Annotated in this window: 22 protein-coding genes; 13 read left to right on the top strand and 9 right to left on the bottom strand. The window is 66.1% G+C overall.

The genetic code is table 11. The features are described 5' to 3' along the window. The first annotated feature begins 123 nt into the window (after positions 1-123). Positions 124-2,082, top strand: coding sequence for a PKD domain-containing protein (locus BZF57_RS06605; protein WP_086735881.1), 1,959 nt, complete (start codon positions 124-126; stop codon positions 2,080-2,082). A gap of 100 nt (positions 2,083-2,182) precedes the next feature. Here BZF57_RS06605 and BZF57_RS06600 read toward each other — a convergent pair whose 3' ends face one another. Together BZF57_RS06600 and BZF57_RS06595 are read right to left on the bottom strand one after the other, a co-directional pair. Then, positions 2,183-2,818, bottom strand: a complete 636-nt coding sequence (locus BZF57_RS06600) for a TetR/AcrR family transcriptional regulator (protein ID WP_086735880.1) — start codon at positions 2,816-2,818, stop codon at positions 2,183-2,185. 140 nt (positions 2,819-2,958) lie between these two features. Further along, complete coding sequence (locus BZF57_RS06595) at positions 2,959-3,891, bottom strand: LysR family transcriptional regulator (protein ID WP_086735878.1); 933 nt, start codon at positions 3,889-3,891, stop codon at positions 2,959-2,961. A 126-nt stretch (positions 3,892-4,017) separates the two neighbouring features. Between BZF57_RS06595 and BZF57_RS06590 the strand changes: the two genes are divergently transcribed. From BZF57_RS06590 to BZF57_RS21780, 6 genes are all read left to right on the top strand, one after another. After that, on the top strand, positions 4,018-4,569 hold the full coding sequence (locus BZF57_RS06590; protein WP_086735876.1) for a carboxymuconolactone decarboxylase family protein: 552 nt from the start codon (positions 4,018-4,020) through the stop codon (positions 4,567-4,569). A 135-nt stretch (positions 4,570-4,704) separates the two neighbouring features. Continuing rightward, entirely contained in the window at positions 4,705-5,574 is an 870-nt protein-coding gene (locus BZF57_RS06585) for an alpha/beta fold hydrolase (protein ID WP_240505875.1), read from the top strand. A 74-nt stretch (positions 5,575-5,648) separates the two neighbouring features. Next, entirely contained in the window at positions 5,649-6,050 is a 402-nt protein-coding gene (locus BZF57_RS06580; protein WP_086735871.1) for a DUF427 domain-containing protein, read from the top strand. Beyond that, on the top strand, positions 6,043-6,651 hold the full coding sequence (locus BZF57_RS06575; protein ID WP_086735869.1) for a pyridoxamine 5'-phosphate oxidase family protein: 609 nt from the start codon (positions 6,043-6,045) through the stop codon (positions 6,649-6,651). The genes BZF57_RS06580 and BZF57_RS06575 overlap by 8 nt, the downstream gene beginning before the upstream one ends. Continuing rightward, positions 6,648-7,112, top strand: coding sequence for a nuclear transport factor 2 family protein (locus BZF57_RS06570; protein WP_086735867.1), 465 nt, complete (start codon positions 6,648-6,650; stop codon positions 7,110-7,112). Before BZF57_RS06575 ends, BZF57_RS06570 begins: the two co-directional genes overlap by 4 nt. A 58-nt stretch (positions 7,113-7,170) precedes the next feature. Next, positions 7,171-7,416, top strand: a complete 246-nt coding sequence (locus BZF57_RS21780; RefSeq protein ID WP_143738394.1) for a TauD/TfdA family dioxygenase — start codon at positions 7,171-7,173, stop codon at positions 7,414-7,416. Here BZF57_RS21780 and BZF57_RS06560 read toward each other — a convergent pair. Then, positions 7,413-8,084: a response regulator gene (locus tag BZF57_RS06560; protein ID WP_086735863.1), complete on the bottom strand. Its 672-nt coding sequence runs from the start codon at positions 8,082-8,084 to the stop codon at positions 7,413-7,415. The two genes, BZF57_RS21780 and BZF57_RS06560, sit on opposite strands and share 4 nt — an antisense overlap. A 72-nt stretch (positions 8,085-8,156) precedes the next feature. Beyond that, positions 8,157-10,064, bottom strand: coding sequence for a sensor histidine kinase (locus BZF57_RS06555; protein ID WP_086735860.1), 1,908 nt, complete (start codon positions 10,062-10,064; stop codon positions 8,157-8,159). Between the two features lie 213 nt (positions 10,065-10,277). Between BZF57_RS06555 and BZF57_RS06550 the strand changes: the two genes are divergently transcribed. From BZF57_RS06550 to BZF57_RS06540, 3 genes are all read left to right on the top strand, one after another. After that, on the top strand, positions 10,278-10,595 hold the full coding sequence (locus BZF57_RS06550) for a hypothetical protein (protein WP_086735858.1): 318 nt from the start codon (positions 10,278-10,280) through the stop codon (positions 10,593-10,595). A gap of 46 nt (positions 10,596-10,641) precedes the next feature. Beyond that, complete coding sequence (locus BZF57_RS06545) at positions 10,642-11,475, top strand: hypothetical protein (RefSeq protein WP_086735856.1); 834 nt, start codon at positions 10,642-10,644, stop codon at positions 11,473-11,475. Between the two features lie 155 nt (positions 11,476-11,630). Then, complete coding sequence (locus BZF57_RS06540) at positions 11,631-12,062, top strand: copper resistance protein CopC (RefSeq protein ID WP_086735854.1); 432 nt, start codon at positions 11,631-11,633, stop codon at positions 12,060-12,062. 20 nt (positions 12,063-12,082) lie between these two features. Here the strand turns inward: BZF57_RS06540 and BZF57_RS06535 are convergent, their stop codons facing one another. From BZF57_RS06535 to BZF57_RS06525, 3 genes are all read right to left on the bottom strand, one after another. Next, positions 12,083-13,057 (bottom strand): winged helix-turn-helix transcriptional regulator, encoded by a 975-nt coding sequence (locus BZF57_RS06535; protein ID WP_086735852.1) that lies wholly within the window; start codon positions 13,055-13,057, stop codon positions 12,083-12,085. 10 nt (positions 13,058-13,067) lie between these two features. Beyond that, entirely contained in the window at positions 13,068-13,964 is an 897-nt protein-coding gene (locus BZF57_RS06530) for a DUF1295 domain-containing protein (protein ID WP_086735850.1), read from the bottom strand. Between the two features lie 130 nt (positions 13,965-14,094). After that, on the bottom strand, positions 14,095-15,549 hold the full coding sequence (locus BZF57_RS06525) for a carotenoid oxygenase family protein (protein WP_086735848.1): 1,455 nt from the start codon (positions 15,547-15,549) through the stop codon (positions 14,095-14,097). 137 nt (positions 15,550-15,686) lie between these two features. Between BZF57_RS06525 and BZF57_RS06520 the strand changes: the two genes are divergently transcribed. The 3 genes from BZF57_RS06520 (at position 15,687) to BZF57_RS06510 (ending at position 19,283) form a co-directional block, all read left to right on the top strand. Beyond that, positions 15,687-16,601 (top strand): aminotransferase class IV, encoded by a 915-nt coding sequence (locus tag BZF57_RS06520; RefSeq protein ID WP_086735846.1) that lies wholly within the window; start codon positions 15,687-15,689, stop codon positions 16,599-16,601. Then, positions 16,598-17,347, top strand: coding sequence for a sulfotransferase-like domain-containing protein (locus BZF57_RS06515; protein ID WP_206073204.1), 750 nt, complete (start codon positions 16,598-16,600; stop codon positions 17,345-17,347). Before BZF57_RS06520 ends, BZF57_RS06515 begins: the two co-directional genes overlap by 4 nt. An 88-nt stretch (positions 17,348-17,435) precedes the next feature. Then, positions 17,436-19,283, top strand: a complete 1,848-nt coding sequence (locus BZF57_RS06510; RefSeq protein WP_143738384.1) for a hypothetical protein — start codon at positions 17,436-17,438, stop codon at positions 19,281-19,283. A 9-nt stretch (positions 19,284-19,292) separates the two neighbouring features. Here the strand turns inward: BZF57_RS06510 and BZF57_RS06505 are convergent, their stop codons facing one another. Both BZF57_RS06505 and BZF57_RS06500 read right to left on the bottom strand, forming a co-directional pair. Next, a complete protein-coding gene (locus BZF57_RS06505) occupies positions 19,293-24,806 on the bottom strand; it encodes an AAA domain-containing protein (protein WP_240505874.1) in 5,514 nt (1,837 codons plus the stop codon). Further along, positions 24,803-25,984, bottom strand: coding sequence for a M48 family metalloprotease (locus BZF57_RS06500; RefSeq protein ID WP_086735842.1), 1,182 nt, complete (start codon positions 25,982-25,984; stop codon positions 24,803-24,805). Before BZF57_RS06500 ends, BZF57_RS06505 begins: the two co-directional genes overlap by 4 nt. Positions 25,985-25,987 lie beyond the last annotated feature (3 nt).

The following is a 25,987-nucleotide window of genomic DNA, read 5'->3' as shown; positions in this document are numbered from 1 at the left end:
GCCAGTTCCAAATTCTTGCGCAAAGCGATGTCTTAACCAATGCAGGAAAGGACCGGTTAAGCGTCGAATCATCACACTCTGCCCATCAAATGATAAAAAAATCATAGAGATAGGGGCAATTGAATGATCGGGACGCCAAAGCCATTTCGGCACTATTTCCTCCTCATGAGCGGGACAGCTCTGATTGCCGGATGCGGCGGGGGAGAGGAAAGCGGTCCGACCGTCGCCAACGCCAACGTCAATGCCGGTCCTGATGTGGCGATCGCCTTGCCAGACACCCGTACGGCACTCGCCGGCACCGCATCTGGCGGCACGATCCGCTGGAGCCAGGTGAGCGGTCCCTCGATCGTTGCGTTCCGCGATGCATCGAGCCCGGCAACCGCTGTCGCGATGGATAAGGCGGGTACCTATGTACTCCGGCTCAGCGTGACCGATGCGGCCGGCAAGACCATCGGATCGGACGATGTCTCCGTGACCGTCAATCCTAACCCCGTACAAATCGGCACCAACTCGACCCCGCTCGATCACCTCAAATCGTTCCCGCGCCCAGCGCTGAGGACTGGCAATACGATGTTGCCGCTCAGCCTGGCGAGCTGCGCGGTGTCATCCGACACGCGCGTTGAGCTGATGAAACACTGGGCCTATGGTGGACAGGTAAATGAAGGTACAAATTACGGTGAAGACAAAGTCTTTGCCGAGCTGCGAGCCAACCCCGGAAAGTATCCTTCGATTTATGACCAATCAAGTCTTTATGGTGTGTTCGATAATTATCAAGGGCAACGTCCCGACTATCCGACGCTCCCCCCGGAAACCTATATTCGCGATGCACAAGGGAACATAATTTTACGCGGCGGCCGCGTGACTGTCAGCCCTATCGCTCCTGACTCCGCTCTCGTCGCCGTAGGCAATTACATCGGCACCAATGCGCGCAGGCTTGAGCGCGATACTGGCCAGAAGTTTACGCTGATGAACAATGGCGGCGAAGCCGGATTCTGGATTCCCGGCGATAACGACGTGAAGGTTTTGTGGGGAATCGACCCACGCGTGACCGCCGCGATGCGCGCGGCTGGCTTCAATCCGGACAATTATGATGACTGGCACCGTTTCGCGAGCCGCCAGAAGGCGCGGCAGGAGCGGATTGTCAAGGAAACCGCCTATGCCAGTCTCCAGCTTGGCCGCCCGGTCGCCTACAGCTGGTATCAGGAAAGCTTCGGCGGCGAGCGAGGCCGCTGGTCGGGATGGAAAGGCTATAACTTCCTTTGGGACGAATTCATCGTCAACGGCAAGCCGGTCGTGTCCGATTATGCGTCACCCGAGATGTATTTCGCGCATGGAAACAAGGGCTGGACTGGATTTCTCGACTTCAACGTGCCGTGGGATGCACTAACCATCCAACTCCGCAACATCGGAGGGATGCGGACGCTGGGGCAAAGCCTCATCTATCCGTGGGTAAGCCAGGGATGGGAAGGAAGCGGCATTTCCGATGACGATACTTTCATCGGGGCAATGAAGGCGCTCTACACTGCGGGTGCGATAGGCGCGGTCTCAGGATACTTTGTCTGCGAGGGTGCACCCTTTCTGGCGATGGCCAAGAACAACCCAGTCGGCACGCAGGTGCCCGTCCAGATCCGGGGCATGGTCAACCTCGCCAAGGTCCATGCACTCTTTACCTTTCTCGAGCCCTTCCTGCGCAATGGCGATCTCCTGCCTGGGGACGGAAACCATCCCTACGACGGGTTCGACATCACCACACCGGCGATGGAGTTCAATCCAGTGGGTGAGGCAACACCACCTGCCGAATACTGGATCCCGCAGACTCGCCTCAATCGCACCGCGCGGGTGCTGGCGCGCAAGATGCGCAATGCCGATCGCTGGTTGGTCACGGCCTGGGCCAATACGGGGGAGGACCGCGATGTGAAGGTGACCATCGACCCCAAGCTCGGCCAGCTCACCCTGCGCGCACGCAAGGCCGGTTCGGTCTACATCGTCGAGCTTGAAGGCACGCAGGTAAAGCAGACGCTGGTGGACACCGACGGGATGAATCCCACGCGGAATCTGTTTCCGGACCAAGGGCCGTTATAGCTCCTTCGGGATTTGCCTAGGGACGGCTGTCAAACAAATGACGGCGCGCAGAATCCGCTTCTGTTCGAGCCGGCCTCAAGTGAATGACAGCAGATCACCTTTACCCCCTGTCGGCGGTGGTGTCGTCACGATGGGCGTTAGTGATCATTGCGATGCATGCATCGAGCGTGGCGAGCAAATCGCTGCGCTTGAAGCCGGCGCGTGCACGCAACGCCGCTGCGTAAATCGCATCATTGAAGATCGTGCCGAGAACCTGTGGAGGCAATGCTGATCGAAAATCCTCTTCTTCCATTGCCTTCCTGAAGCGAGCGGCAAACAGTTCGCCACTGCGCTCCATTGCAAGGCGCAGCTCCTCTCGAACATCCTGATCGGTCTTGGCTTCCACCACGGCGGTGGCAACCAGAAGGCAGCCGCGGGGATCGGAACCGCCGCCGACAAAATTGTCGATGGCACCGATCGCGGCCTGCTGTAGCGCGGTAGCAAGGTCGGAGTGGTTCAGACGCTCCTGCATCTTGGCAAAGCCCTCATCGTCATACTGGCGAAGTACGGCTAAGTAGAGCGCGAGCTTGTTGCCGAAGCCCGCATAGAGGCTGGGCTTGCTTATTCCCATAGCCTCGCAAAGCGCTTCGACAGATGTCGCGGAATAGCCAAGCTCCCAGAAGACCTTGCGTGCGGCCCCCAATGCCGTGTCGCGGTTGTACTCGCGCGGACGCCCCCGTGATCGTTTTTCTGCCATGCCTTTCCAAATCCCCTCGTGGCGCGAGAGTTTTTATACCGTTTGGCATAAAAATAAAGCCAGAGGGCGTCTACATTGCGGAAAGTCTGTGGCCGTCGGCAAATGCCCGCGGAACAGCGCAAGCGCGGTTTGGATCGGGTTCAAGCTTCAGATTGCGTCGCGTTGGTTATCTGCTCGATCTCGCCGAGGGTCGCAGCAAGGCGCGGGGCGGCAAAATCGAGAAACGCGCGGCGCTTCAGCGGTTGTACCCGCTGCGACTGGTGGACGAGGCTGACGGGGATCGGTTCACCCTCCCATTTGCGCAGGATCGTCCGCACCTCGCCGCGTGCCACCGCGCCTGCGGCCTGATAGGAAAGCAACCGTGCGATCCCGAGCCCGGCCGCCGCTCCTTCGATCACGGCCTCTGCCGTGTTGACCGACAGGCGGGGCCGGATCGGCACGGTCTGCGCCGATGGGCCCGTGCCTATGGTCCAGCTGCGATAGGTCTGTAGCCCCTCGAATGCGATGCAATCATGGTTGGCGAGATCCCGCGGCTCGGCGGGCATCCCTGCACGCGCAAGGTAGGCCGGGCTGGCGCACAGGACCCAGCGGATCTGGCCCGCTGTCCTGGCGATCAGATCGCTGTCGGGGAGCTTTCCGATCCGCACCGCGACATCGACATGCGCCTCGACCATGTCGATGACGGAGTCCGACAGGATCAGCCGGACGCTGACCTGCGGGTATGCGGCCAGAAACGCATGCACAATCGGTGCGACGTGGAGGCGGCCGAACAGGATCGGTGCGGTGACGACGAGTTCGCCCCGCGGTTCGCGATACTCGCCTGACGCCGCTCTCTCGGCCTCGCCAAGTTCCTCGATGATGCGCCGCGCGCTGACGACGAAGGCCTCTCCCGCTTCAGTCAGGATCAGCTTGCGGGCAGTGCGCACCAGCAACTGAGCGCCAAGATGCGCTTCAAGGTCCGAGACGCGGCGGCTGACCGTCGGCAGCGGTGTTCGCAGGCTACGCGAGGCGGCCGACAGGCTGCCGCCATCCACGGCGGCGAGCAGGGTGCGGATTGCTTCTAACCGGTCCAATTATGTTTCCATTTTCCGGAAGCCTACCTTCCGACTTTAGCGACTACTCCCGCAAATTGAAATATATCACTTTCGCCTTCGCCAGACGCCCACCTCAACCCCTGTCCGGCCAAAGGAACCCGTACGATGACTCGAATTGCCATCCCCGCCACCGTCGCCGATGCCCCCGAAGCATCGCGCCCGCTGCTCGATGCTGTCGCAAATCAGCTCGGCTCCGTCCCCAACCTGTTCCGCGCGGTTGCCGTCAGCCCGCAGGCGCTCGAAGGTCAGCTTGCGCTCGCCGGTGCGCTGGGCAAGGGCAGTCTGCCCGCTGCCACCCGCCAGCGCATCGCCCTCGCGGTCGCCGAGGTGAACGGGTGCGATTACTGCCTTTCGGCGCACACCTATCTCGCCCGCAATCTCACCAAGCTCGACGATGCCGAAATCACTGCCAACCGCAGCGGCGCTTCGAACGATCCCAAGGCCGATGCCGCCGTCCGCTTCGCCGCCACCGTGGCGCGCGAGCGCGGCCGCGTGAGTGATGCTGACTTCGCGGCGGTGAGGATCGCCGGATATTCGGACGCGCAGATCATCGAGATCGTCCAGCACGTGGCTCTCAACGTCTGGACCAACTTCTTCAACAACGCCTTCCAGACCGAGATCGACTTCCCGGTCGTGACCGCGCGCCGCGCGGCGTGACGCAAACCCAAGGACTTCGCCATGACCAAAATTCGCTTTTCGGCGGCCGCCACGTTTGCAGCAGCCGCGCTCTCTACACTGATGCCCCTGCATGCCGTTCCGGCAGCTGCGGCAGCTCCCGAACGGAACCATGCCATGACCCAGAATGCCTTCCCTGAAACCTACCACAGCGTGACCGTCAACGGCCGCCAGGTCTTCTACCGCGAGGCCGGCGACCCGGCCAAGCCGACGATCATCCTGCTTCACGGCTTCCCGACCTCAAGCTTCATGTTCCGCGGGCTCATCCCGCAGCTTGCAGACCGCTTCCACGTCATCGCCCCCGACTACATCGGGTTCGGCCAGTCGGACGCGCCCTCGGCCACCGAGTTCGCCTACACCTTCGACAACCTCACCGCGCACGTGACCGCTCTGATCGATCAGCTGGGGCTCAAGTCCTATGTTCTTTACATGCAGGATTTCGGCGGCCCGGTGGGTTTCCGCATCTTTGCCCAGCGCCCCGATGCGGTGAAGGGCTTCGTGATCCAGAACACCAACGCCTATATCGAGGGCGTGGGCGAGCCCGCCAAGCAGGTCTTCCTGCCGCTGTGGGAAAAGCGCACGCCCGAGAGCGAAGCCGGCGCGCGCACCTTGCTCGCCGCGGCAACCACGAAGTTCCAGTACACGGTCGGTGCCAAGAACGAGGCGGCGATCAGCCCCGACAACTGGACCCATGACCAGGCGCTGCTCGACCGCCCCGGTACCGATGCCTACGTCCTCGACCTGCTCGACGACTACAAGACGAACGTCGCGGCCTATGACAGCTGGCATGCCGCGTTCCGCAAGTATCAGCCCAAGACGCTGATCGTGTGGGGCAAGAACGATCCGTTCTTCACCCCTGCGGGCGCGGAAGCCTTCAAGCGCGACATCCCGCAAGCAAGGCTCGTGTGGCTCGATAGCGGCCACTTCGTCCTCGACGAGAACGCCGCAACCGTCGCTGCCGAAATCAAGGCAAGCTTCACCAACTGACCCTTCGGCGCTTGCCCGGGTGCCGTCTCCGGCCCCGGGCAAGCATCCCTGAAATCCATCACAGGAACGCCGCCATGGCCAAAACCTACCTGATCACCGGTGCGAGCGAAGGCATCGGCCTTGAAATCGCCCGTCAGGCCGCCACCCGCGGGCGTGCCGCGCAGGCTGGCACCATACTTGCCGAAAGCGACACGGCGTTGATCGTCGAGGAACAGGACCATGCACAGGTGGTTTACTTCCCGCCCTCCGATCTACGGCCGGGCGCGCTAGTGGCTGTGAGCGTGCCCGAGACCTTCTGCCCCTACAAGGGCATGGCACGCCACTGGGCAAGCGCCGCGGCGCCGGGCGTGCCCATCGCATGGAGCTATGATACGCCCTATGCCGAGGTCGCGGGCATCGCAAGTCATGTGGCCTTCTATCCGCACGCGGTTACAGTCGTTCCGTTGGGCGCTGCTGGGGAGATGATCGATGCCTGATCCCAACAGCGACATCGCCTTTACCCCTACCGTCAAGGCGATTCAGACCGAGCGCGGCTCGCGCGCTTCCTATGCCCGGATGGAGGAGCTGGGCGGTTTCCGAACCGCCATCGACGAACGGCTCATGGCTATGCTCGCCAAGGCGAACTCGGCCTATCTCGGCACCGCTACAGCCGAGGGCCAGCCCTATATCCAGCATCGCGGCGGCCCCCGCGGCTTCATCCGGGTGCTGGGTGAGCGCACGCTTGGCTTCGCGGACTATTCCGGCAATCGCCAGTACATTTCGACCGGGAACCTCGCCGACAATCCCAAGGCCTTCCTGTTCCTGATGGATTACGCCCGCAAGGCGCGCATCAAGGTCTGGGGCAGGGCGCGCTACAGCGACGATCCGGCGGTTTTCGCGCAGCTGATGCCCGATGGCTACAACGCCCGGCCCGAGGCTGCGCTGCTCTTCGACATCGAGGCCTGGGACATCAACTGCCCGCAGCACATCCCTCAAAAATTCGACGCCGACGAGGTTGTCGCAGCGCTCGCCGAGCGCGATGACGAGATCGCACGTCTCAAGGCCGACATCGCCCGACTGAAAGGAATTGAAACATGAGCCGCCCCCCGCTTCCGCCCTTCACCGACGCCACCGCTGCCGAGAAGGCGCGATTGGCCGAGGACGCGTGGAACAGCCGCGATCCGGCGCGCGTGGCGCTTGCCTACACGCCCAAGAGCCAGTGGCGCAACCGCGCCGAATTCATCACTGGTCGCGCTGAAATCGAGGCATTCCTGACCCGCAAATGGGCGCGCGAGCTCGACTACCGGCTGATCAAGGAGGTATGGGCGCACGCTGGAAACCGCATCGCGGTGCGCTTCGCCTACGAATATCGTGACGACAGCGGCAACTGGTTCCGCGCCTACGGCAACGAGAACTGGCAGTTCGATGCCGATGGGCTGATGGAACGCCGCATCGCCAGCATCAACGAACACCCAATCCCCGGTTCGGAGCGCAAGTTTCATTGGCCACTCGGTCGGCGTCCGGACGATCATCCAGGTTTGTGCGAGTTGAACCTTTGAACCGGACAAGCGCCCGTCAACTATCGGTACACGCGCGAGTTAACCTCGCTAAGCGGTCATCCATGCCGCATCGCTGCGCCACAAGGTGATCTTCTTCCGCGATCAGCACCTCTCGCCCGAAAGCCGTGGGCGCCTCGCCTGGCTGTTCGGCGAGCTCGAGACCCATCCGCTGCGTCCGAGCGCGCCCGGCTATCCACTCTGGATGTTCGTATTGCGGCTTTGCTGGCTCTTGGCTTGGGGATGCTGCTGGCTCAGGGATGAGGGGCCATTGCGCAAGGGTCGGCCGATCGACAGCGCCCTCTAGCCGCGGAAGGCCTCGCGGATGGCCTCGCTGCGCGAATTGACCTCGAGCTTGCGGTAGATCGCCTTGACGTGCGTGCCGACCGTGTGGGGCGAAATGCCGAGGACGCGCGCGGCTTCCTTGTAGCTTTTGCCTTCCGCAAAGGCGCGCAGCAGCTCGGTCTCGCGCTGCGTGAGGCGGTCGTCGGCCTCGCCTGCCGGAGCGGCCGGAGCAGCGGGCGCGGAGCCGCGCAACAGATCGAGCAGATAGACCGCCGCTGCTGGGCTCACCGGTGCACCGCCATCGAGCGTGATCGCGATGCCATCGAGGATCTGCTGCGGGGCGCTGTCCTTCAGAAGGTAGCCATCGGCTCCGGCGGACAGCGCCTTCACCACCGTCTCGCGGTCTCCGAAGGAACTGATGATCAGCACCCTCGCCGTGCAGCCCGCCTTGATCTCCGGCACCAGATCATAGCCGTTGCCGTCGGGTAGGCCGATATCCATCAGGAACAGGTCGGGCTGCAAGGCGATCAACCCGCGTCCCGTGGCGAGATCGGGGGCCATGGCGATCACGTCATAGCCTTCGGACATCGCCATGATCTGCATGAAGTAGCGTCGCACCGCGGGCTCATCCTCGATGATCGCGATGCGGACGGGGGCAGGGCCGGGAGCAGGTGGCGCGGAGTCGTTCATAGGGGGAGGGCTAACATCCGGGGCCCGCGCCGCCTATCCCATGACGGGCGGGCAGATATGGGATGCGCCGGTTCATTCCGCCGCCAATGCTGCGGGCTGGAGCAGGGCGAGCGTCACGCGCGTGCCCTTGCCGGGTTCCGATACCAGAGCATAGTCCGCCCCCACACCCCGCGCGCGGGCGCGCATGTTGGCAAGCCCGCGCCCTGCATCGGCTTCGCCCGCGCCGCCCTTGCCATCATCGGCAATCGCGACTTCTATCGCGCCATCGCTGCGTGCGGCGATCTCGACCGTGATCGCCGTGCCGCCCGAGTGCCTCAGCGCATTGGTCACCGCTTCCTGCATGATGCGGAACACCTGCAGGACATCGCGCGGGCCGAGGCTGGTCGGGGGCAGGCTTTCGGGCTGGCTCCAGCGGAACGCGAAACCCGCGCTCTCCACCCGCGGCTGGATCCGCGTGCGGAAGGTGGCGAGCGCGGCGTCGAGGCTTTCGCCGACCGAGTCCATCGAATCCACCATCAGGCGCATCTCGTCGATCACGCCTTGCAGGCCTTCTGCCACCTTGGGCGGATCGGCCTCGCCCAGCCGCGCGGTCAGCATCATCGTCATCAGCTGGCTGCCGAGCCCGTCATGCAGATCACGCATGATCCGCCTGCGTTCCTCGTCATGCGCCTGCGCGCGCACGAGAGCCTGTTCGCGCAGCGCCGCCTCGGCCAGTTCGGCCTCGCGCTGGGTTACCTTGGCCTGCAGCATGGCGTTGAGGGCGCCCTGCGACTGGAACAGCCGGAAATTGCGGGCGAGAAACGCAGCTGTCATCGCCAGCAGCAGGATCGCCGCGCTGTTGAGCAGGTTGCCGCTGCCCACAACCCCATCGGGATACCATTCGGAAATCGAATCGAAAACCAGCGCGGTTGCCATGACAGTAAGCAGCACGCTTTCGATGACCCGGTTCTCGGGCGCGGTGGCAAAGTGCCAGACCAGCCGCGCCATCACCAGCACCGCCGCGGCCATGAGATACCAGCCCCATATCTCGGCGGGCCGGTCGTAGCCCTCCGGCATGGCGACGGCGTAGATATGGAACGCGATCACCGCCACGGTCACCGCATAGACTGCGACCGCTCCGGGCTGAAGCCAGCGCAGCGGCCGCGCCGTCCAGCTGTCGACGAAACACGCGAGGGCGGTCGGCACGAACAAGTAGATCGCGAAAAACGCGAGCATCCGCCCCGCGCCGCTGAGCGGGGGGCTCGTCCACAAGGTGTAGATCATATAGGCGACAAAGCCGGCCGCGAGCGCGCTGAGCCAGGCGGAAAAGCGCCAGTCGTCCGAACGGAAGGTCATGATCGCCGCCAGCAGCCCGAGCATGCCCAGCACGGCGGCACACAGCGCATAGTATTCGTTCATGAAGAACAGGCGCTTGGCGCTGTAGGCTTCGAGCGCGTCATAATCGGCAATGATCGGGGGGTAGATGTCGGTGTAGGGAAACCCGTCGCGCACGGTGATGTAGTGCAGCTCGTTCATCCCGGGCCGCAGCACGCCCGCCGGGATGCGGGTGAGGAAGGTGCGCTGCCCGTCGAAGGTGACCGCGCCCGGTTCCACCGTCCCGCGCGCGAACAGGGTCGATCCGTTGACCGCGAGGCGGTAGTTGTCGACCTGCAGGGTGGATATGATGCCGAGCCCGTGGGCCGGCACGGTGTCGACCGCGAACTGCATCTTGACGCTGAAGATCGCGGGCTTGCAGCAATCGGTAAAGGGCAGTTCGACCGGCTTGTGGGGGGCTCTGGCAGCGGCCGCGAAGTCGGGCGTATCGAGCGGGGCGATCGCGGTGCTGGCGATGGCCAGCGGTGCCGGAGCGGCCGAACGGTCGGCACCGGTCAGGGGTTCGATCAGCAGCCAGTATGCCAGCTGCACCGCAATCAGCCCGGCCACGAAAACGGCAAGCTGCCGCCAATGCAGGCGCAGCCCGGTATGCTCTTCCCCGATCATGATTACCCCCTGTTATCCATGGCGATTGCCGCAATCCCGATGGTTTGGAAAGAGCCCCGCCGGCAATTTGCCACAGCGATTAGGCGCCATGGAATTGCCCATGTCCGGCGCCTCCGCATCCCATGATATGGGAGACACGGCGCGTGGGATGCCGCGCCGCGCGCCGCGCTCCTACTCCTGCTGCCACCGAATACCGGGCAACAGGAGGAAACCATGACCACCACCAACACCCGCAGCCGGCTGCTGATCGCCGGCACGTTGAGCCTTGCCAACCTCGCGCTGGTCGGCAGCCTGGCGCTGGCCGGCTTCGCCAGCCCGGCACAGGCGCAGGGCCAGAACCGCGAAGCCATCGTCAAGACCAGCAAGGCCGCCCCGTGCCCCTCGGGCTGGCGCACGCCCGATGGCGACACCAGCCGGTGCGAGCCGATGGGCACCATCGCGCCCAAGGTCTACGCCAAGAAGGAAAAGGAAACCTGCGCGGACGGCTACTACGAAGTCTACCGCGTGTGGTGTTCGACCAGGAAGCCCTGATCTGGCCCCGACCCGATTATTCGCGACCTTTCTGGAGTTTCGCACCATGAAGATGTTCACCACCCTTGCCGCCGGTGCGGCGATGGCGCTCACGGCCATTCCCTTTGCCAGCCCCGCGCTAGCGCAGGGAACGGTCGGGCCGATCACCCGCGTCGGCAGCGCCTGTCCGTCCGGCTACAGCCAGGGCAGTCCGGCTGCGCGCGCCACACCCAACCCCAATATCTGCTATCCCGGCAGCGATGCCCCGGCAGTCTATGTCAAGAATGGACCGTGCGCATCGGGCTATCGGTCGGACTTCGGCTATTGCACCGACAAGCCCGACGGCGCGGTCTACACCCCGCCCACCTATGGTTCGATCAAGAAGGCGAACCGGATGGATCGCTGTCCGGTCGGCTACTGGACTGACCAGAACGACATCACCTCCTGCGTCAGCCCCTATCAGGACAAGGCCCCTGCCTCGCGCCTGAAGAAGGGTACCGCCTGCGCGGCAGACGAGGTCGACGAATGGGGCGTCTACTGCACCTCGCGGCTCCACAAGCTGTCGCGCTCGGAGGCCGAGAACACCGCAGTGGCCGATGTGAACAACCTCTATGTCCTGTCCAATGGCGGCACCTCGCCGCAGGGCGCCGACTATGAGAACACCCCCGGGATCGTGGCCCTGTTCTCCGCAGCGAGCGCACCGCAGGCTAGCGGTCAAGCGTCTACCGCGGCCTCCGGCGATCAGGCTGCGGCCACCACCCAGACCGCGCAGTGCCCCACGGGCAACGGCTCGGCGACGGGCGCGGCGATCGGCGGTGCGGTCGGCGGCGAGGCCGGGGCGGCGCTGGGCGGAATGCTCGGCGGGCTCGGCAAGAAGAAGAAAAAGGCCGCCGGCTGCTGACAGCCGCGTCAGGAACTTGACCGGTCGCCGCATCTGACAGGCGGCGACCGGAACAGGTCCATGGGGCCCATTGCGACCCGTGCCCCGTGCGACACTTGCGGGAGCGCAGCAGAACGCGCGCTCCCGCCTTTTCCCGCCTGCAAAGGACACCCGCCATGCACATCATCCGCCTGCTGGCAGCCGCATTTGTAACCGCGCTGGTCGCCGCTCCCGCCTTGGCCGAACTGCCCGCGCCCGAACTGGTGGCCACCTTCCCGCCCGACCAGGCCAAGATCGAAGCCCCGCTTGGCGAGATCACGCTGATCTTCAAGGCCGAGGCCGATCTGGTATCCGTTGCCGTCATCACGCCGGACCAGCGCCGTCTGGTGCTGCATGACGCGATGGAAGGCGGCGAGGAGCGCAAGGGGGATGTCTTCGTCCTCAGCCTGCCCGAAGCCGTCAGCCTGCCCGGCACCTATCTGATCGACATCAGCGCCTCGGTGACGGATCTCACCGACAGCACGGCATCCTCGACCAGCACATACACGAGCTTCACCATTGCCGATGCCCCGGCCGGGGAGGAGGCGTCTCCCTCCGACGCCGGGTGAGCGAACGGTTCCGGATTGTGTCAGCCGGGCGCCGCTTCCACTGGCGCATGCCCCCGCACAAGCTGCACGGTGCCGACCGTCAATTCACCCTCGCACGCACCGCAGCCCGCCACCAGTTCGAGCGCGCCGCCGCAGGGGCGGTGCTTCAGAAGCACGGGCGGCCCATTGGCCGACCCGAAATGTCGATCCCCCCAGAGTTGGAGCATCAGCAGGATCGGCAGATAATCGAGCGACTTGGCAGTGGGGTAATAGCCGTAGCGGTCGGGCCGGGTCTGGTAGCGCCGCGCTTTCAGCATCCCGCGCTCGACCAGCCAGCCGAGCCGGTCGGAGAGGATGTTCGATGCCATCGCACTGTCGGCCTGGATCTCGTCGAACCTGTGGAGCCCGGTGAAGACCGAACGCAGCGCAAGGCCCGACCAGCGGTCGCCGAGGATCTCGGCCGCTTCCACGAACAGCATCGCGCTCTCGGCGATAACCGTGCGGTCGCGCTGCTGGCGGCGGCGGGTGTGATGCGGAACGATCCAGCCGAGGCCCGGGCCTTCCTGCCAGTCGATGTCCTCGGCCCGCACAGCCCCGCCGCAACTCCGGCAGCGCGGCACGGGCGTCGTTTCATGGCCGCAGGCGCTGTGCGTGATGCCGATTGCGAGGGCATGGCGGCGCGATGACCATTTGCGTTCCCAGAACAGCAGCATCATCGTCACCGGGAACAGGTCGATGCCCTTCTGTTCGAGCACGAATTCGTGCCGCACGGGACGCTCGCAATAGACCGACCGGCGGATGTAGCCCTGGGACTCGAGCGATTTGAGCCGCCCCGATATCAGCGGACGTGTCAGCGATGTGCGCGTGCAGATCGCCTCGAAGCGGTTGTCGCCCAGCCAGATCGCCTCGAGGATCAGGAGCGTGGGGAAGTCGCCCAGTTCCTCCAGCGCACGCCAGATCGAGCAGCTGCGGATCAGGCCCGGTTGCGGTGCGGTGCGGGTGAACGGCTGGGGCATGGCGGCACGATCAGGCCGACGGGATGGGCTTCGGGGGGCGGGGGATCAGCACAGATGTCCGCGCGCGGTAGGCGCGGTAGGCCGGATCATCGCCCCACTTCGCCTCGCCCGCGGCGTCGAGCAGATTGATCCCGCTGACCCGCGTCAGCAGGAGGAAGATCAGCAGCGGGGACAGGAACACGACAAAGGACGAACCCGACAACAGCGGCAGGGCCATGATCGCCATGCCGGTCCACATCATGATCTCCCCGAAATAGTTGGGGTGTTGCGACCATGACCACAGGCCGGTGGTAATGAAGCGGCCGCGATTGGCAGGGTCGGCGCGGAAGACAGCCTTCTGCCGGTCGGCGATCACCTCGATCGCGAAGGCGCCTGCCCAGATGGCCGCACCCGCCCAGAAGAACAGGTCGAGCGGCACGCGGTCGCGCGCGGAGATGATGACGATCGCGGCCGAAGCGGTGACGATCGCCCACACGGCCTGCAAGGTCCATGTGACGAGGAAACGCGGCGGATTGGTCTTGATCGCGTCGAACCGCCCGTCGATCCCGCCGGCCGCTCCGATCCGGCGGAACAGGAACAGCCCGAGGCGCGACGTCCACACGGTCACCATCGCAGCGGCAACCATAGCCCGCACGTCGAGCGGGGCGGACAGGATGCAGGCGAGCGTGATGATCGAGAGGAAGGTGAACGACCCCATCAGGTCGTAATATTTCTCCGTCCGCGCGATGGCCGCCGGGACGAAGGCGATCCAGTTCACCGCAAAAGCAAGGGCGGCACAGATAACGGAGACGGGGTAGCCGAAGGCCGACTTGCCGCCCTGCCCGGCGAGCCAGGCAAATCCGAGACCGATCCCCGCAGCAACCACGGTTATCGTCAGGCCTTTGGCCACCCGGCCGGAAGTCGTCATGTTCTTGTCCCTGTCACGAAGCTGCAATCCTGCGTGCCTGTCGCGGAAGCGTGATCCCCGCAAGCCCGGTTACGGCGGATTTCCTCATCGCGATGCAATCGCGGGGTTACCGGGTATGACGGCGGCCGCCCTAGAGCTCCGAGGCATCCGCCCAGGTGGCGTGCGTTCCGCTGCAGATGCGATGCGGCAGGATGATGCGGCACACCGGCTCTCGTTCGAGGTGCGCGGCATCGAAGACCACGCATTCGGAGCGGTCGAGCACCATGTCGGTCACGAAGCTCACCAGATAGCCGTCATCCTCGGCCGTGGCGCCCTTGCGGGGCACGAAGGGTGCTTCCGATCCGAAGCGGCCCTCGCCGAACATCACCTTTTGCGCGTTGCGCTGCTTCAGGTCGTGCTTGACCAGGCCGTTGAACAGGAACCAGCCCTTCTCTCCATGGGCGCTGTAAACATAGCGGTGCTCGCGGCCATAGTAGCGCGGGTTGATATTGCCGAACTCGACGTGCTCTTCATCGCACACGCGCTCCTCCAGCGTCTCGCCGGTCTTGAGATTGAAGCGGTAGCGATGGAGATGCGGGCGCAGCGAATGCAGATCGAGCCCCGCGCCGATGAGCTTGTAGCTGTCGGGCATGTTCTCGATCGGCGGGGGGAAGGGGTTCTTCTGGTGATAGCCCTCGAGCACCACCTCGTCCCCGTCTTCCCAGCAATTGGTCCAGTGCAGCACATAGGTCGGCTCGGCCTCGAACCACATGATGTCCTCGGGCGATCCATAGCGCGGCAGCACCGCGAAGCGCGTCTTCATGCTCCGGTCGAATTGCGGAATGAAGAAGCCGTTTTCGAGCGCTGCGGGAATGGGGAAGAGCGGAAAATCGTTGAGGATCGAATAGTTGTCGGAAATCGCCATGTCATGCGGCAGGCGCGTGCCCGGCAGGTCAATCGGAATGTAGTGCTTCAGGACATTGTCCGGCCCGACCACGCCGTAATGCATGTGCGGGGCCTTGTCGCCGTAGTTGAAGAACATCAGCTCGCCGGTCTTGTGATCCAGCTTGGGGTGGGCCGAAAGGCCTTCGGGCGGCGTCCAGGGTTCGATGCCCAGCGTGTCGAGGCTGGCGGGATCGAGCAGGTAGCCGTCACCGCACTGCCAGAAGGTCGAGAGGATCTTGCCCCCGCGCACCAGAACGTCGGTCGAGGAACTGTCGCGCATATGCGAGCCGATCCCGATGCCGGGGCGCTTGGACTTGACCGGCTGCTCGGTGAAGCCCGCCCATAGCGCCCGGCCGGCTTCGGCTTCGGCCTCGAAGCCCTTGGTGCGGATGAAGCGGTTCTTGTATTCCGCCTTCCCGTTCGAGAACTGCATCATGTGGAGCATCCCGTCGCCATCGAAGGGGTGATAGCGGCCGATGGGCCGGTGCACCGGGTTCTCGGTGTTGCGCACGTAGATGCCGTCGAGATCCTCCGGGATCGTCCCGATCACCTCCATGTCGTCCGCATCATACTCGTCGTAGTTCGGGGTCCAGGCACCGTTGAGATAGGGGTGGTCGTTTGGTTCGATCGTCGAGGTGATGCGGTTGACCAAGCGAGCCATGACGTGCCTCCAGTGAGTAAATTTATGCAACCGATAGCTTGCATAAGTTTACTGTCAAGCGGGCCAAGGCGCGCCGGGTTGTTCGCCGCGCGATTGTCCGATAGGCCCGGCCAAGGAACGCGCGAGAGAGGGCAGGCATGGCGGGCAGTCAGGACTTCACCCCGGATTCCCGGAACAGCGCCTTAATGGTGCTGCTCGACGGTGCGCTCGTCCCGGCGGAGCAAGCGCAAGTCTCGCTGTTCGATGCCGGCTTCGGGCTGGGGGACGGGGTCTGGGAAGGGCTGCGCCTGCACAAGGGCGCGCTGCTGTTTCTCGAGGCGCATCTGGACCGGCTCTATCGCGGGGCGGCGGCGCTGCGCATCGATATCGGGATGACCCGCGAGGCCTTGAGTGCCAGCCTCCACGATCTGCTGCGCGCCAATAGCATGGAGGACGGCGCGCATCTGCGGCTGATGGTGACGCGGGGGCGCAAGTCGACGATCAACCAGGATCCCCGCTTCGCTCTGGGTCCGCCCACGATCGCGGTCACGGCCGAGTTCAAGCGGCGCTCCGCCGAGGCGCGTCCGCTCGCGCTGGCGATGTCGACGATCCGGACATCGCCGCCCGAGATCTTCGACATGCATCTCAACACCCACAGCCGCGTCAACTACATCCGCGCGCTGCTCGATGTGATCGACACGGGAGCCGACGAGGCGATCATGCTGGACCATCGCGGCTTCGTGGCCAGCTGCAATGCGACCAACCTCTTCTGGGTGAAGGGCGGGACGGTCTTCACCTCGCGCGACGACTTCTGCTTCAACGGGATCACGCGGGGCAACGTCATCGCCCTGTGCCGCGAGGGCGTCGCCCCGTTGCAGCAGGGCGATTGGGCACCCGAGCACCTGCTCGCCGCGGACGAGGTCTTCGTGACCGGCACGATGGGCGGGATCACGCCCGCCGGCGCCATCGATGGCCGCGCTCTGCCGTCGACACCCGGGCCCGTGACGATCGCTCTTACGCAGGCCTATGAAGCGCTCAAGGATGCCTATGCGAAGGAGCACGCAGCACGATGACGATCCGGATCGCCATGTGGTCAGGCCCGCGCAACCTCTCGACCGCGATGATGCGCGCCTTCGAGAACCGCGCGGATTGCGTGGTCAGCGACGAGCCGTTCTATGCCGCCTATCTGGCCGAGACCGGGCTCGATCACCCGATGCGGGACGAGGTGCTCCGGTCGCAGCCGACCGATTGGCGCGATGTCGCCGCGCACCTGGCCGGTCCGCCACCGGGGAGCGGAGGCGGGGTCGGGGATGCGCCGGTCTGGTATCAGAAGCACATGACCCATCACATGCTGCCGGGCTTCGGTCTCGACTGGATGGGGGGTTTCCGCCACGCTTTCCTGATCCGCGCGCCGGCCCGCGTGCTCGCCTCCTATGTCGCCAAGCGCGTGGAGGTGGCCCTGTCCGACATCGGCCTCGTGCGTCAGGTGGAATTGTTCGACCGGTTTGCCGATAACGCCGGCGAAGCCCCGCCGGTGGTCGATAGTGACGCGCTGCTGCGCGATCCCGCAGCCGTGCTGGGCAAGCTGTGCGCCGCACTGCGGATCCCCTTCGACAGCGCCATGCTGAGCTGGCCCAAGGGACGCAGGGGCAGCGACGGCGTGTGGGCCCCGGCGTGGTACGCCTCGGTTGAGCAGAGCACCGGCTTTTCGCCGCCTGCGGCTGCCGGATTGCCGTCGCTGCCCGACCACCTCCAGCGCATCGCGGACGAGGCGCTTCCTTACTACGAGCGTCTCGCGGCCCACCGGATCACGGCCTGACTGACCGCCTTCATGGCTTTTCAATCCCTTCGCACTAGGTCTTTGGTTCTAAAGCCATCGCGTGTGGGGGTAGCGGCCAATGAGTTTCATGGGATCGGGGTTTGGCAGGTTCCGGCAGAACGCCGGTTTTGGACGCAAGACTGCGGGGCAAACGCCCGCACCCTCGGCCCCGTCCGCACCCGCCGCCCCGCCGCTGCGCGAGCGGCTGTTCGGACGCGGCCAGCCCGGTGCTTCCTCGGATAACTCCCCCTTTGCGCGGCATATGCGTGCGGTCGAGACCGAGCTGGCCTCGCGCCACGGCTACGAATCCTACCGCGCGACCAAGCACATGGCTGCGCTCTCGCCCGAGGAACGCGCCGAGTTGCTGGTCGATCTGGTGGGGCGCAACGGTGTCTACGGCTGGGTTCGCGAAAGCTCGCTCGAAACGACCTCGGCCTATAACGGCTACAGCACCGTGTGGGGCCACGAGATCGCGGTGGACAAGGAACACCTGCCCGCGCTGCTGCGCCACCTGCTCGACTGCCCGACCTATCGCAAGGAGTCCTATTCCGAGCACCAGCTCGGCAAGCTGCTGAAGCTGATCGGCGAGGCGATCAGGCAGGGCGGCTACCTCACCAGCGGCGATTGCGAGGCGATCGGCGCGATGGCGGCGGATATCCGCGCCACTGGCTCCTATCGCAAGGCGAACACCAAGAAGATGATCCAGCGCGCCGAGCGGCTGGAAAAGCTCGCGGGGGTCGAGGTCAGCGGCACCGAGCTGCTGATGCAGCGATGCGAGGGGGCGGAGAACCCGCACGCGATCGAGCCGCGCGAGCGCCCCAATGCGCAGTTCTGGGCCGATCTGCTGGCCGAGGTGACCACCGCGCTCGACCAGATCCGGCGCGAGACCAAGGGCGGCACCCGGGCGGCCTGGGCCAGCTCCGAAGCCGCCTTCGCCGCCGAATGGCCCGCCTGCGGCAGCGTGGAGCCGAGCCTGCAACGCTGGAAGGCGGGCGGGCAGCCGGTCGATTCCCTCAAGGCCGACAACGGCAAGCGCAACGGCTGGGCCGACCCTGCGGCCTATCGCCGCCTGCCGCAGATGCTTCCTCTGGCCGAGGCGCATTCGCGCTACCGCTGGAAGAGCGACCAGATTCCGGGGCTCGACGTGCTGGCTGATCTCGAGAACCCGGCGTGGACCGCGCTGGTCGAACATCTCATCACCCAGCGCCGCGCCCCGCGCGCGGTGAAGTCGTGGCAGAAAGAGGCGCTGGCGCTGTGCAAGCCTATCGGCATCGGCGAGGTCGAGGCGCGGCTGCACGACTGGCTGGCGCTGTTCCACAGTCCTGTGCTCGGACGGCAGGGCTTTACCGACACGGTCAATGGCGAGCGCTTTGCCGCCGCTATCGACCGGCTGGAGAAGAAGCACCCCGATTGGCCGCAGGCCCACGCCCACGATATCCGCGCGCTCGGCCGCGCGGTGGCGATCTGCGTCGCAAGCGGTGGCGATCACGGTCTGTGCGCCGATTTCCAGCCGCGGCTCGTGCGACTCGACGATCACATGTACAAGAACCGTAGCGCCACGACGGGCGTTCTGGGGCTGAGCAATCCCTCGTACAAGCACGAGAATGGCCACAGCACCTACGAGACCATGTCCTCGTGGATGCGCCTCAGCGTGGAGAACGAGGAGTTCCTGCGCGGTGCCCTGTGGCTGGTCGCGCTGATGCCCGACCGCGCGCGGGCGATCACCGCGCTGGAGCTCACCGCACTAAGCGCGGCGACCTATTGCTGGACCGGCGACGAGGGAATGCGCTCCAAGATCATCGCCAACGCCGCCATTGCGACGCTGATCGACCTCGACGGCCCCGATATCGACGCCGCCGTGCTGCGCCTGTCGAAGGGTGTCGAGCACCAGACGGTGCGCGCGCCCTTGATGGAATACCTTAACCGCGCCGCTTGAGGCGACCCGTCAGCTGACTTCCTCGTAGCCCTTGCGGGTCTTCTCGAGCGTCAGCTTGGTCGCCTCGCGCCGCGCGCGCTCAGCATCCTCGTAGCTCTTGACCACGCGCTGGCCCTTGGTGCCGACACGGCCGAATTCGACCACCAGATCGGTGCCGAACACGCCCACGCGCCAGAACTTGTTGGAGCTGCCCGCGACGAGGCGGAATTCGGTCATGCCTTCGGTGGACGCGGCTTCCGGCTCGGCGGGGGCAGGGGCGTCCTCCGCCACCGGCTGCTCGTCGGCGAAGGGTTGCACCACGCCCGGTGCCGAGGTTGCCGCGACGATCCCCGTGCCCGCCAGCGGATCGGGGTCGGCCAGATCCCAGCTCGAGCGCGCCAGCTCCTGCTCGATCCGTTCCACCACGCCCGCACGGTTGCGCAGCCAGCTGCTGACCGGCACGTCGAGCACCCGCCACCCGAAGGCGCGCAGGATCACCGGGCGGAACACGAAACGCTCCTCGATCGCACTCGCGCCGGTCCCGGCCCGGTCGAGCAGCACCGCGAGGCGATAGCCGCCGCCTGCCGGATCGACGATCGCGAGGTCGCAGCGGAAGCTCGCCCCGCCGACATGCTCGTGCACCTCGTGCCCGCGCGCCCGCAATGCCTCGGCGATGGCGCTGCGCACCGGATCGGGGGGCAGCTGTACATCGAAAGTGCGTGCGGCATCGGGGTTGAGCGTCGCCAGCACCGCCTGCGCCTTGTCCTGCGCGCCCGCGGACTGCGCCTCGGCATAGGCGAGGAAGCTGCGCAGCGCGCGGGCGCCGTCGTTGTGGACGTTGGTGATCGCCTCGGGCGGGATCGAGCTGACGATCCCCATATGCCGCTTGGCGCGGCTGAAGATCACGTTGAGGCGCTTTTCGCCCCCGCGCTGGTTGATCGGGCCGAAATTCATCACCATCCGCCCGTCGGGGCCGGGGGCGTAGCACACGCTCATCAGGATGATGTCGCGCTCGTCGCCCTGCACGTTTTCGAGATTCTTGACGAACAGCCCGGTGAACTGCCCGTCCTCCTCGCGCTCGATCTCGCGGGTGAGTGCCACGGAGAACGCCTCGTCCTCGGCGGCGAGCCGTTCGAGCGCGTCCTCGATCTCGGATTGCTGGGCTTCGGAGAAGGCGACGATGCCGATGCTGAGGCCGGTCTGGCGGCGCAGCAGCTCGCGCACCACGCCCGCGATGTAGCGCGCCTCGGGCAGGTTCGCGCGGCGTTCGTAGACGCCGTCGGCCATGCGGTGTGTGGTGATCGGCGCGGCGAGCAGGCTGTCGGCCCCGGCGATCCATGCCGCGTCATCGTCCGATACCAGCGGTCGGTCCGTCGCTGCCGGACGCAGCAGCAAACGGTCGGGGATCGTCACCAGCTCGCCCGCGTAGAAGGCGGCGTTGGAGAAGCTGATCAGCGCTTCGAACCGGCTGCGATAGTGCCAGGCGAGCAGTGTCGCAGGCAGGTTGCGCGCGGCTTGCGAAAGCAGGCTGTCGGCATCGAGCACGATCGCGATCCGCTCGCCATCCTCTTCGGCGAGGACTTCCATCTCCTCGTCGGTCTGCGAAGTGCTGAAGAAGCTGGTGGGCGGCAGCTGCATCTCGTCGCCCACGATCACCACCTGCCGCGCGCGGCACAGGGCAGGGACGGCGTCTTCGGTCGGCACCTGGCTCGCCTCGTCGAAGATCACCACGTCGAACAGGTCGGGCTGGAGCGGCAGGGTGTCCGAGACCGAGAGCGGGCTCATCAGCCACACGGGCTTCAAGTCGTTGACCACCCGCCCGCTGTCGGCGCTCGCCAGCTCGCGGATCGACTTGTAGCGCATGGTCTTGCCGAACTCGTGCTCAAGCTCGCGGCGGCCATTGGCGTAGATGCGCTTCAATTCGCGGCCTGCCGTGTCGAGCTGGGTGACCGAGGTTTCCGAGATGCGCACATTGTCGCGGAACTGGCGGTGGAGCGTCGCCCGGATCGCGGCGGCGTTCTGGTCGCGCAGCAACTCGCGCGCGGCGGCGGCACGGCGGGAGAGGCCGATCATCCGGTCGATATCGAAGCGGCGGATATCCGGATGCGCGCGCTCGCGGCCCGCGATCTCCTCGTCGACGATCAGCGCCTCGATCGCCGAAAGCGACATCGGCAGGCGGGTGAGGGTGGCCGCCACGGCACGAGGCGCCGCGTGGACCGGCGTGAGGTGGGGGAGAAGGTCAGGCAGATCCTCGAGGCTTTCGCGCAGATCGCGCAGGGTCTCGCCGATCTCGTCGAGGGTGAAGAATTCGGGCTGGTCGAGCAAGGCTGCGCACTGGTCGGCAAGCGCGTCCATCGCCGCTGCGCCTTGCGCGATCCGGGCGAGGAGCGTCTGGCCTTCGGCCGTGCGCGCCAGCTCCAGCATCCGCGCGCTCGGGCGGGCCGGGGTGCTGGCGACAAGCTGCGCGCGCAGCGCGAGCATGGCGGGCAGATCGGGCGTGCCGAGCCGCTGGGCGAGCGCGGTGCGGGCGGTCTCGAGGTTGCCGCGCGCCTGATGCAGCGCGGCCAGCTGTTCGAGCACGGCGGTGATCTTGGGCCGGACCGCATGGCCCGCGAAGTCGTAACGCGCCTGCACCGTCGCCTTCAGCGTCCGCCAAGCGCCGCTGAACACCGCGAGGAACGAACCTTCCTTGGCGCGCGCCAGTTCCAGCGCGGCGGCGGTGTCGGCGGGGCTGAGCGGATCGTGCCAGCCCTTCGCATCCTTCTCCGCCGCAGCCTGCGCGGCTTCGAGCGTGGCGATGGCGGCAAGATCGGTCTGCAAGGCGAGGGTCTCGGGCGAAACCGGATCGAGCAGCCCGGGCGAGCGGGCAAGGCCGGTCTCGACCAGCATTCCGGCCAGCAGCGCCGCCTCGCTCGCTTCGCCGAGCAGCGTGTCGCCCGATAGCGGCGTTGCCTCGTCCGCCAGCAGCGGGTCGAGCCGCTGGAGCAGCGCCTCGATCGCGCCGAGCGCAGCCTCGACCTCGGAATAGGGCCGCTCGCGCAGCAGCACGTCTGCACGCAGGCGGGCGAAGGGGTGCGAGGCGAGGTTGGGCGCTCCCGCAAGCTCGCGGAAGGCGCGGAAGGCGCGGGCGGCCATGTCGCGCTGGCTGTCCCATTGCGCGAGCGAGGGCAGGGCTTCGCGCGCGGCGGCGCCCATGCCCTGCGGTGGAGGCGGGAGCGCGGCAGCCCGGCGCACCAGATCGCGCAGGGGCAGCGCACCGCTCGCCGCATCGGCCGCGCCCACGGCGGCCTCGAACGCGGCGATCTGCTTCAGATGCTCGCTCAGCGCCGCCACGGTCTGCGCGCGGGCGGCCTGGGCATCGGCGAGGCCATCGGGCGTGCGGCCCCAGCGCTCGTAATGGTCGGCCAGATCGGCGATGAACGCCTTCTTGTCGTCCTGCGCGTCGTGGATGATCGTCGCAAGGCCATCGAGCCCCGCCTGCCCCAGACGGTGATACACCACGTCGAGCGCCGCGCGCTTCTCGCACACGAACAGCACGCGTTTGCCTTGCCCGGCATAGTCGGCGATCAGGTTGGTGATGGTCTGCGATTTGCCCGTGCCCGGCGGGCCCTGGATGATGTAGCTGCGACCCGTGCGCGCAAAGGCGACCGCCTGGTCCTGCGTCGCATCGCTCGCCACCACGCCCCACTGCTCGGCGGGCGGGATCGGCGGCGGCGCTTCCTCGACGAAAGGCCGCGGCTCGATCGAGAAGACCTGATCGAAGGCGGGCTGCACCTCGGGCGTGTCGATCAGCGCGTTGTAATCGCGCACCAGCGACATCTTCTTGTAGTTGAAGTTGGCGAGGGTGACGCAGGTGCAGTCGATCTCCCAACTGTACTTGTGTCCCTCGCCGCCGGCCTTGCCATAGGCCTGGCTCTCGGTCTCGGCGACCATCAGCTCGCGCTTGGGGGTGTAGCCCCCGCCGGTGGCGATGCGCTGCGGCAGCGGATCGGGCTTCACGAATTTCTCGAACAGGGCGAGGCCGAGCGGGCGGTAATCGTCGCGCGCATAGCTGAATTCGGCCTTGGCGCTGATCGTCTCGCGCGCGCCGGGGCGGCGGCGGTTGAACTTGTTCACGCGGGCGACCGCGCGCTGGAGGATCAGGCGGATCGCCGGACGCTCCTGCAACTCCAGCCGCACGCCGGGCTCGCTCTGGTGGATCTGGCGGCGGATCACCTCGTGCACCGCCTCGATCGGGGTCTGGGCAAGATCGACCGTCTCGGGCAGCTCGATCGCATAGAGCTGGCGCAGCATGTGGCGTAGCGCCGGGTTGAACTCGGCGACGGTCTCCGGGCAGCTCATCACATACTGGTCGCGCACGCCCTTGCGCTTGGTCACCTCGACCGGCAGCCACAGAAGGGGCGAACTGATGCGCTCCTCGGGGGCTTCCCTCAGGTTGTGCCAGTGGAGGAAGGCGACCGTCAGGCGCAAGCTGGAGAAGCCGTATTCGTTCCTGTTGCGGCGGTTTTCCTGGATGATCCGGTCGATCTGCGAGGGGATCTGCGGCTGGTCCTCGAACCGGAGCCAGCGGTTGAGCGGGACCGACTTGCCCCCCAGCACGTCCTTGGTGAAGGCGCCCTTCCACGTGCACAGCGCATCGGCGCGCACGCTTTCGATGCGCATCACGATCGGGATGCTGGCATCGGTGAAATTGATCGAGCTCTGCGTCGGGCGGAAGTGGATCAGGCGGTTGCGGCGCGAGAGGTCGAACAGGCGGTCGCGCAGGTGGCTGAGCACCGCGGTGCGCCGTCCGGGCACGCCGGTCGCCTCGGCCAGCACCCGCTCGACATCGATGCTGGTCGGCTGGTCGCGCCAGGTATCGAGCCGCTGGGCGAGTTCGGCGACATCCTTGGCGCGCTCGTGACGGTTGAGCTGCGTCGCCTCGAGGATCAGCGAGGCGAGCACCGGATGCAGGCGCGGGGCGATGGCGAACAGGTTGTCGCGGTTCATCGAGAAGCGCTGGAGATCCTTGGCGTCCTCGACATCGATCCCGCAGGCCAGCGCGGCCATGACCATGCCGAGCTGGAACACGTCGGTGATCTCGTCATGGTGGCCGAGCACGGTCTCCCAGCTGCGCAGGCCGGTGATGAAGGCGGGATGTTTGGGCTCGGGCGCATCGCCGTCGAGCACCATCAGATCGTCGACCTTGGTGCCGAGCTCCTCGTCCTGCGTGACGCGGTAATTGCCCACCAGCTTGAGCGCGCTCGAGACCTGCGGCTGCACCGCGTGGATCGCCTTGAGATTGCCGCGCGGGGGCACGCCGGCGGGATTGGCGAGGGCAAGCTGCCCGTCCTCGTTCTCGATCACGCTGTCGAGCCCGATCTGCGCGACGCGGCCCTGGGCGTGGAGGCCCGCCACCTCGCGCATCAGGCCGAGCATGGCGTGGACGAGATCGTCGGGCGTCAGGCGGTTGCCGTCGGCCAGCACCGCGCGCAGCAGGCGGGCAGGTGCAGGTGCGGCGGGCGCGGAGGGGAGGCCGGTCTCGTCGTGCATTTCGCTGCTCATGCTGCCTTCGCCGCCTGTGCCACCAGCCGGTCGGCGCGGGCCTTGGTCCATTTGAGATCGCGCCGCAGCGCCGCATTCAGCCGCTCGCTCGCGCCCATCGCCGCGGCGATCTTGGCGGCGGCGAGCATGCTCGCCTCGGTCGCGTCGGGATCGGCCATGGCAAGGTCGAACATCAGCGCGATGAAATAGTCGCGGGTGGCATCGTCGATCCGCTCGACGCCGATCTCGGCGAGGTCGAGCGGGGCCTCGGCGCTGCACCCGAAATCGGGAAAGACCGCACGCAGCTGGGTGTCGATCTCCTCGCTGGCAACCGCCAGTTCGGCCATGAACCGCGCGAGGAAGCCGCGGGTCATATCCGTAAGACGGCTCTGGCCGAGCAGGTCGAGCGCCTCGATCGAGAGCGGGCCTTGCAGCTGCTTTTCAAGCCATGCGGGCAGATCGGGATCATCGGCCCACCACAGCTGGAGCGCGCGGGCCCGCAGGTATGCCTCGGGATGCGACATCCCGCGCGATTTGCCGCTGGAAGCCTCCACCTCCTGCGCCTGGCGCAGATAGGCCTCGGGATCGACATTGGTGAGACCCGTCATCACCTTGACCAGCACCGCCACCGCCGGCCCCGGAGAGCCCGCCGCGATCGCCGCGCCGCGATCGGCGAAGAGCTCGGTGTTCAGGCTGAAGAGCCGCGCGGTCTCGCTGTGCGAGGGGCGCGCGTCGGGATAGGACAGGGCGTGGTCGAACACGCGCGAGGCGCGGTAATAGGCGCGCTCGTCCATCGACCACAGCAGGTAGTGCGACAGCTCGTGCCCCATCAGCGCGAGCAGCTCGTCGGGCGAGAGCTTCTCGAGGATCGGGCCGAAGAACACCAGGTGGATCTCGCCCGGCACATGGACGAGCGAGGCGTTCATCGTGCCGTCGTTCGCCTGATAGAGCGTCACCGGCGCCGCGATCCCGAGGCGTTCCATCGCGGTGTGGCAGGCCTCGAACACCGCGGGGTGGCCCTGCGGTTCGAGACGGTAGGTGTCGCGCAGCATCGCCTCGCGCACTTCGGCCACCTCCGGCGCGACCAGATCCGAGGCCGACCACTCCCACGCGTGCCGCTCGGCGCGCTTGAGATAGGCGATCACGTCCTGATGGTAGGCGAGCGGGGCGAGCGCCCTTGCGGGCAGGCTGTCGGACATCGG

Origin of the sequence: Erythrobacter colymbi (assembly GCF_002155685.1) — a bacterium.
GTDB lineage: Bacteria > Pseudomonadota > Alphaproteobacteria > Sphingomonadales > Sphingomonadaceae > Erythrobacter > Erythrobacter colymbi.
This window is presented reverse-complemented; position numbering and strand designations above follow the sequence as displayed.

Coding starts and splice junctions, on each gene's coding strand:
- BZF57_RS06590 (WP_086735876.1), top strand. CDS start 4,018: ATGACTCGAATTGCCATCCCCGCCACCGTCGCCGATGCCCCCGAAGCA.
- BZF57_RS06575 (WP_086735869.1), top strand. CDS start 6,043: ATGCCTGATCCCAACAGCGACATCGCCTTTACCCCTACCGTCAAGGCG.
- BZF57_RS06550 (WP_086735858.1), top strand. CDS start 10,278: ATGACCACCACCAACACCCGCAGCCGGCTGCTGATCGCCGGCACGTTG.
- BZF57_RS06515 (WP_206073204.1), top strand. CDS start 16,598: ATGACGATCCGGATCGCCATGTGGTCAGGCCCGCGCAACCTCTCGACC.
- BZF57_RS06505 (WP_240505874.1), bottom strand. CDS start 24,806: ATGAGCAGCGAAATGCACGACGAGACCGGCCTCCCCTCCGCGCCCGCC.
- BZF57_RS06580 (WP_086735871.1), top strand. CDS start 5,649: ATGGCCAAAACCTACCTGATCACCGGTGCGAGCGAAGGCATCGGCCTT.
- BZF57_RS06600 (WP_086735880.1), bottom strand. CDS start 2,818: ATGGCAGAAAAACGATCACGGGGGCGTCCGCGCGAGTACAACCGCGAC.
- BZF57_RS06535 (WP_086735852.1), bottom strand. CDS start 13,057: ATGCCCCAGCCGTTCACCCGCACCGCACCGCAACCGGGCCTGATCCGC.
- BZF57_RS06520 (WP_086735846.1), top strand. CDS start 15,687: ATGGCGGGCAGTCAGGACTTCACCCCGGATTCCCGGAACAGCGCCTTA.
- BZF57_RS06560 (WP_086735863.1), bottom strand. CDS start 8,084: ATGAACGACTCCGCGCCACCTGCTCCCGGCCCTGCCCCCGTCCGCATC.
- BZF57_RS06545 (WP_086735856.1), top strand. CDS start 10,642: ATGAAGATGTTCACCACCCTTGCCGCCGGTGCGGCGATGGCGCTCACG.
- BZF57_RS06585 (WP_240505875.1), top strand. CDS start 4,705: ATGACCCAGAATGCCTTCCCTGAAACCTACCACAGCGTGACCGTCAAC.
- BZF57_RS06530 (WP_086735850.1), bottom strand. CDS start 13,964: ATGACGACTTCCGGCCGGGTGGCCAAAGGCCTGACGATAACCGTGGTT.
- BZF57_RS06525 (WP_086735848.1), bottom strand. CDS start 15,549: ATGGCTCGCTTGGTCAACCGCATCACCTCGACGATCGAACCAAACGAC.
- BZF57_RS06555 (WP_086735860.1), bottom strand. CDS start 10,064: ATGATCGGGGAAGAGCATACCGGGCTGCGCCTGCATTGGCGGCAGCTT.
- BZF57_RS06570 (WP_086735867.1), top strand. CDS start 6,648: ATGAGCCGCCCCCCGCTTCCGCCCTTCACCGACGCCACCGCTGCCGAG.
- BZF57_RS06540 (WP_086735854.1), top strand. CDS start 11,631: ATGCACATCATCCGCCTGCTGGCAGCCGCATTTGTAACCGCGCTGGTC.
- BZF57_RS06510 (WP_143738384.1), top strand. CDS start 17,436: ATGGGATCGGGGTTTGGCAGGTTCCGGCAGAACGCCGGTTTTGGACGC.
- BZF57_RS06605 (WP_086735881.1), top strand. CDS start 124: ATGATCGGGACGCCAAAGCCATTTCGGCACTATTTCCTCCTCATGAGC.
- BZF57_RS06500 (WP_086735842.1), bottom strand. CDS start 25,984: ATGTCCGACAGCCTGCCCGCAAGGGCGCTCGCCCCGCTCGCCTACCAT.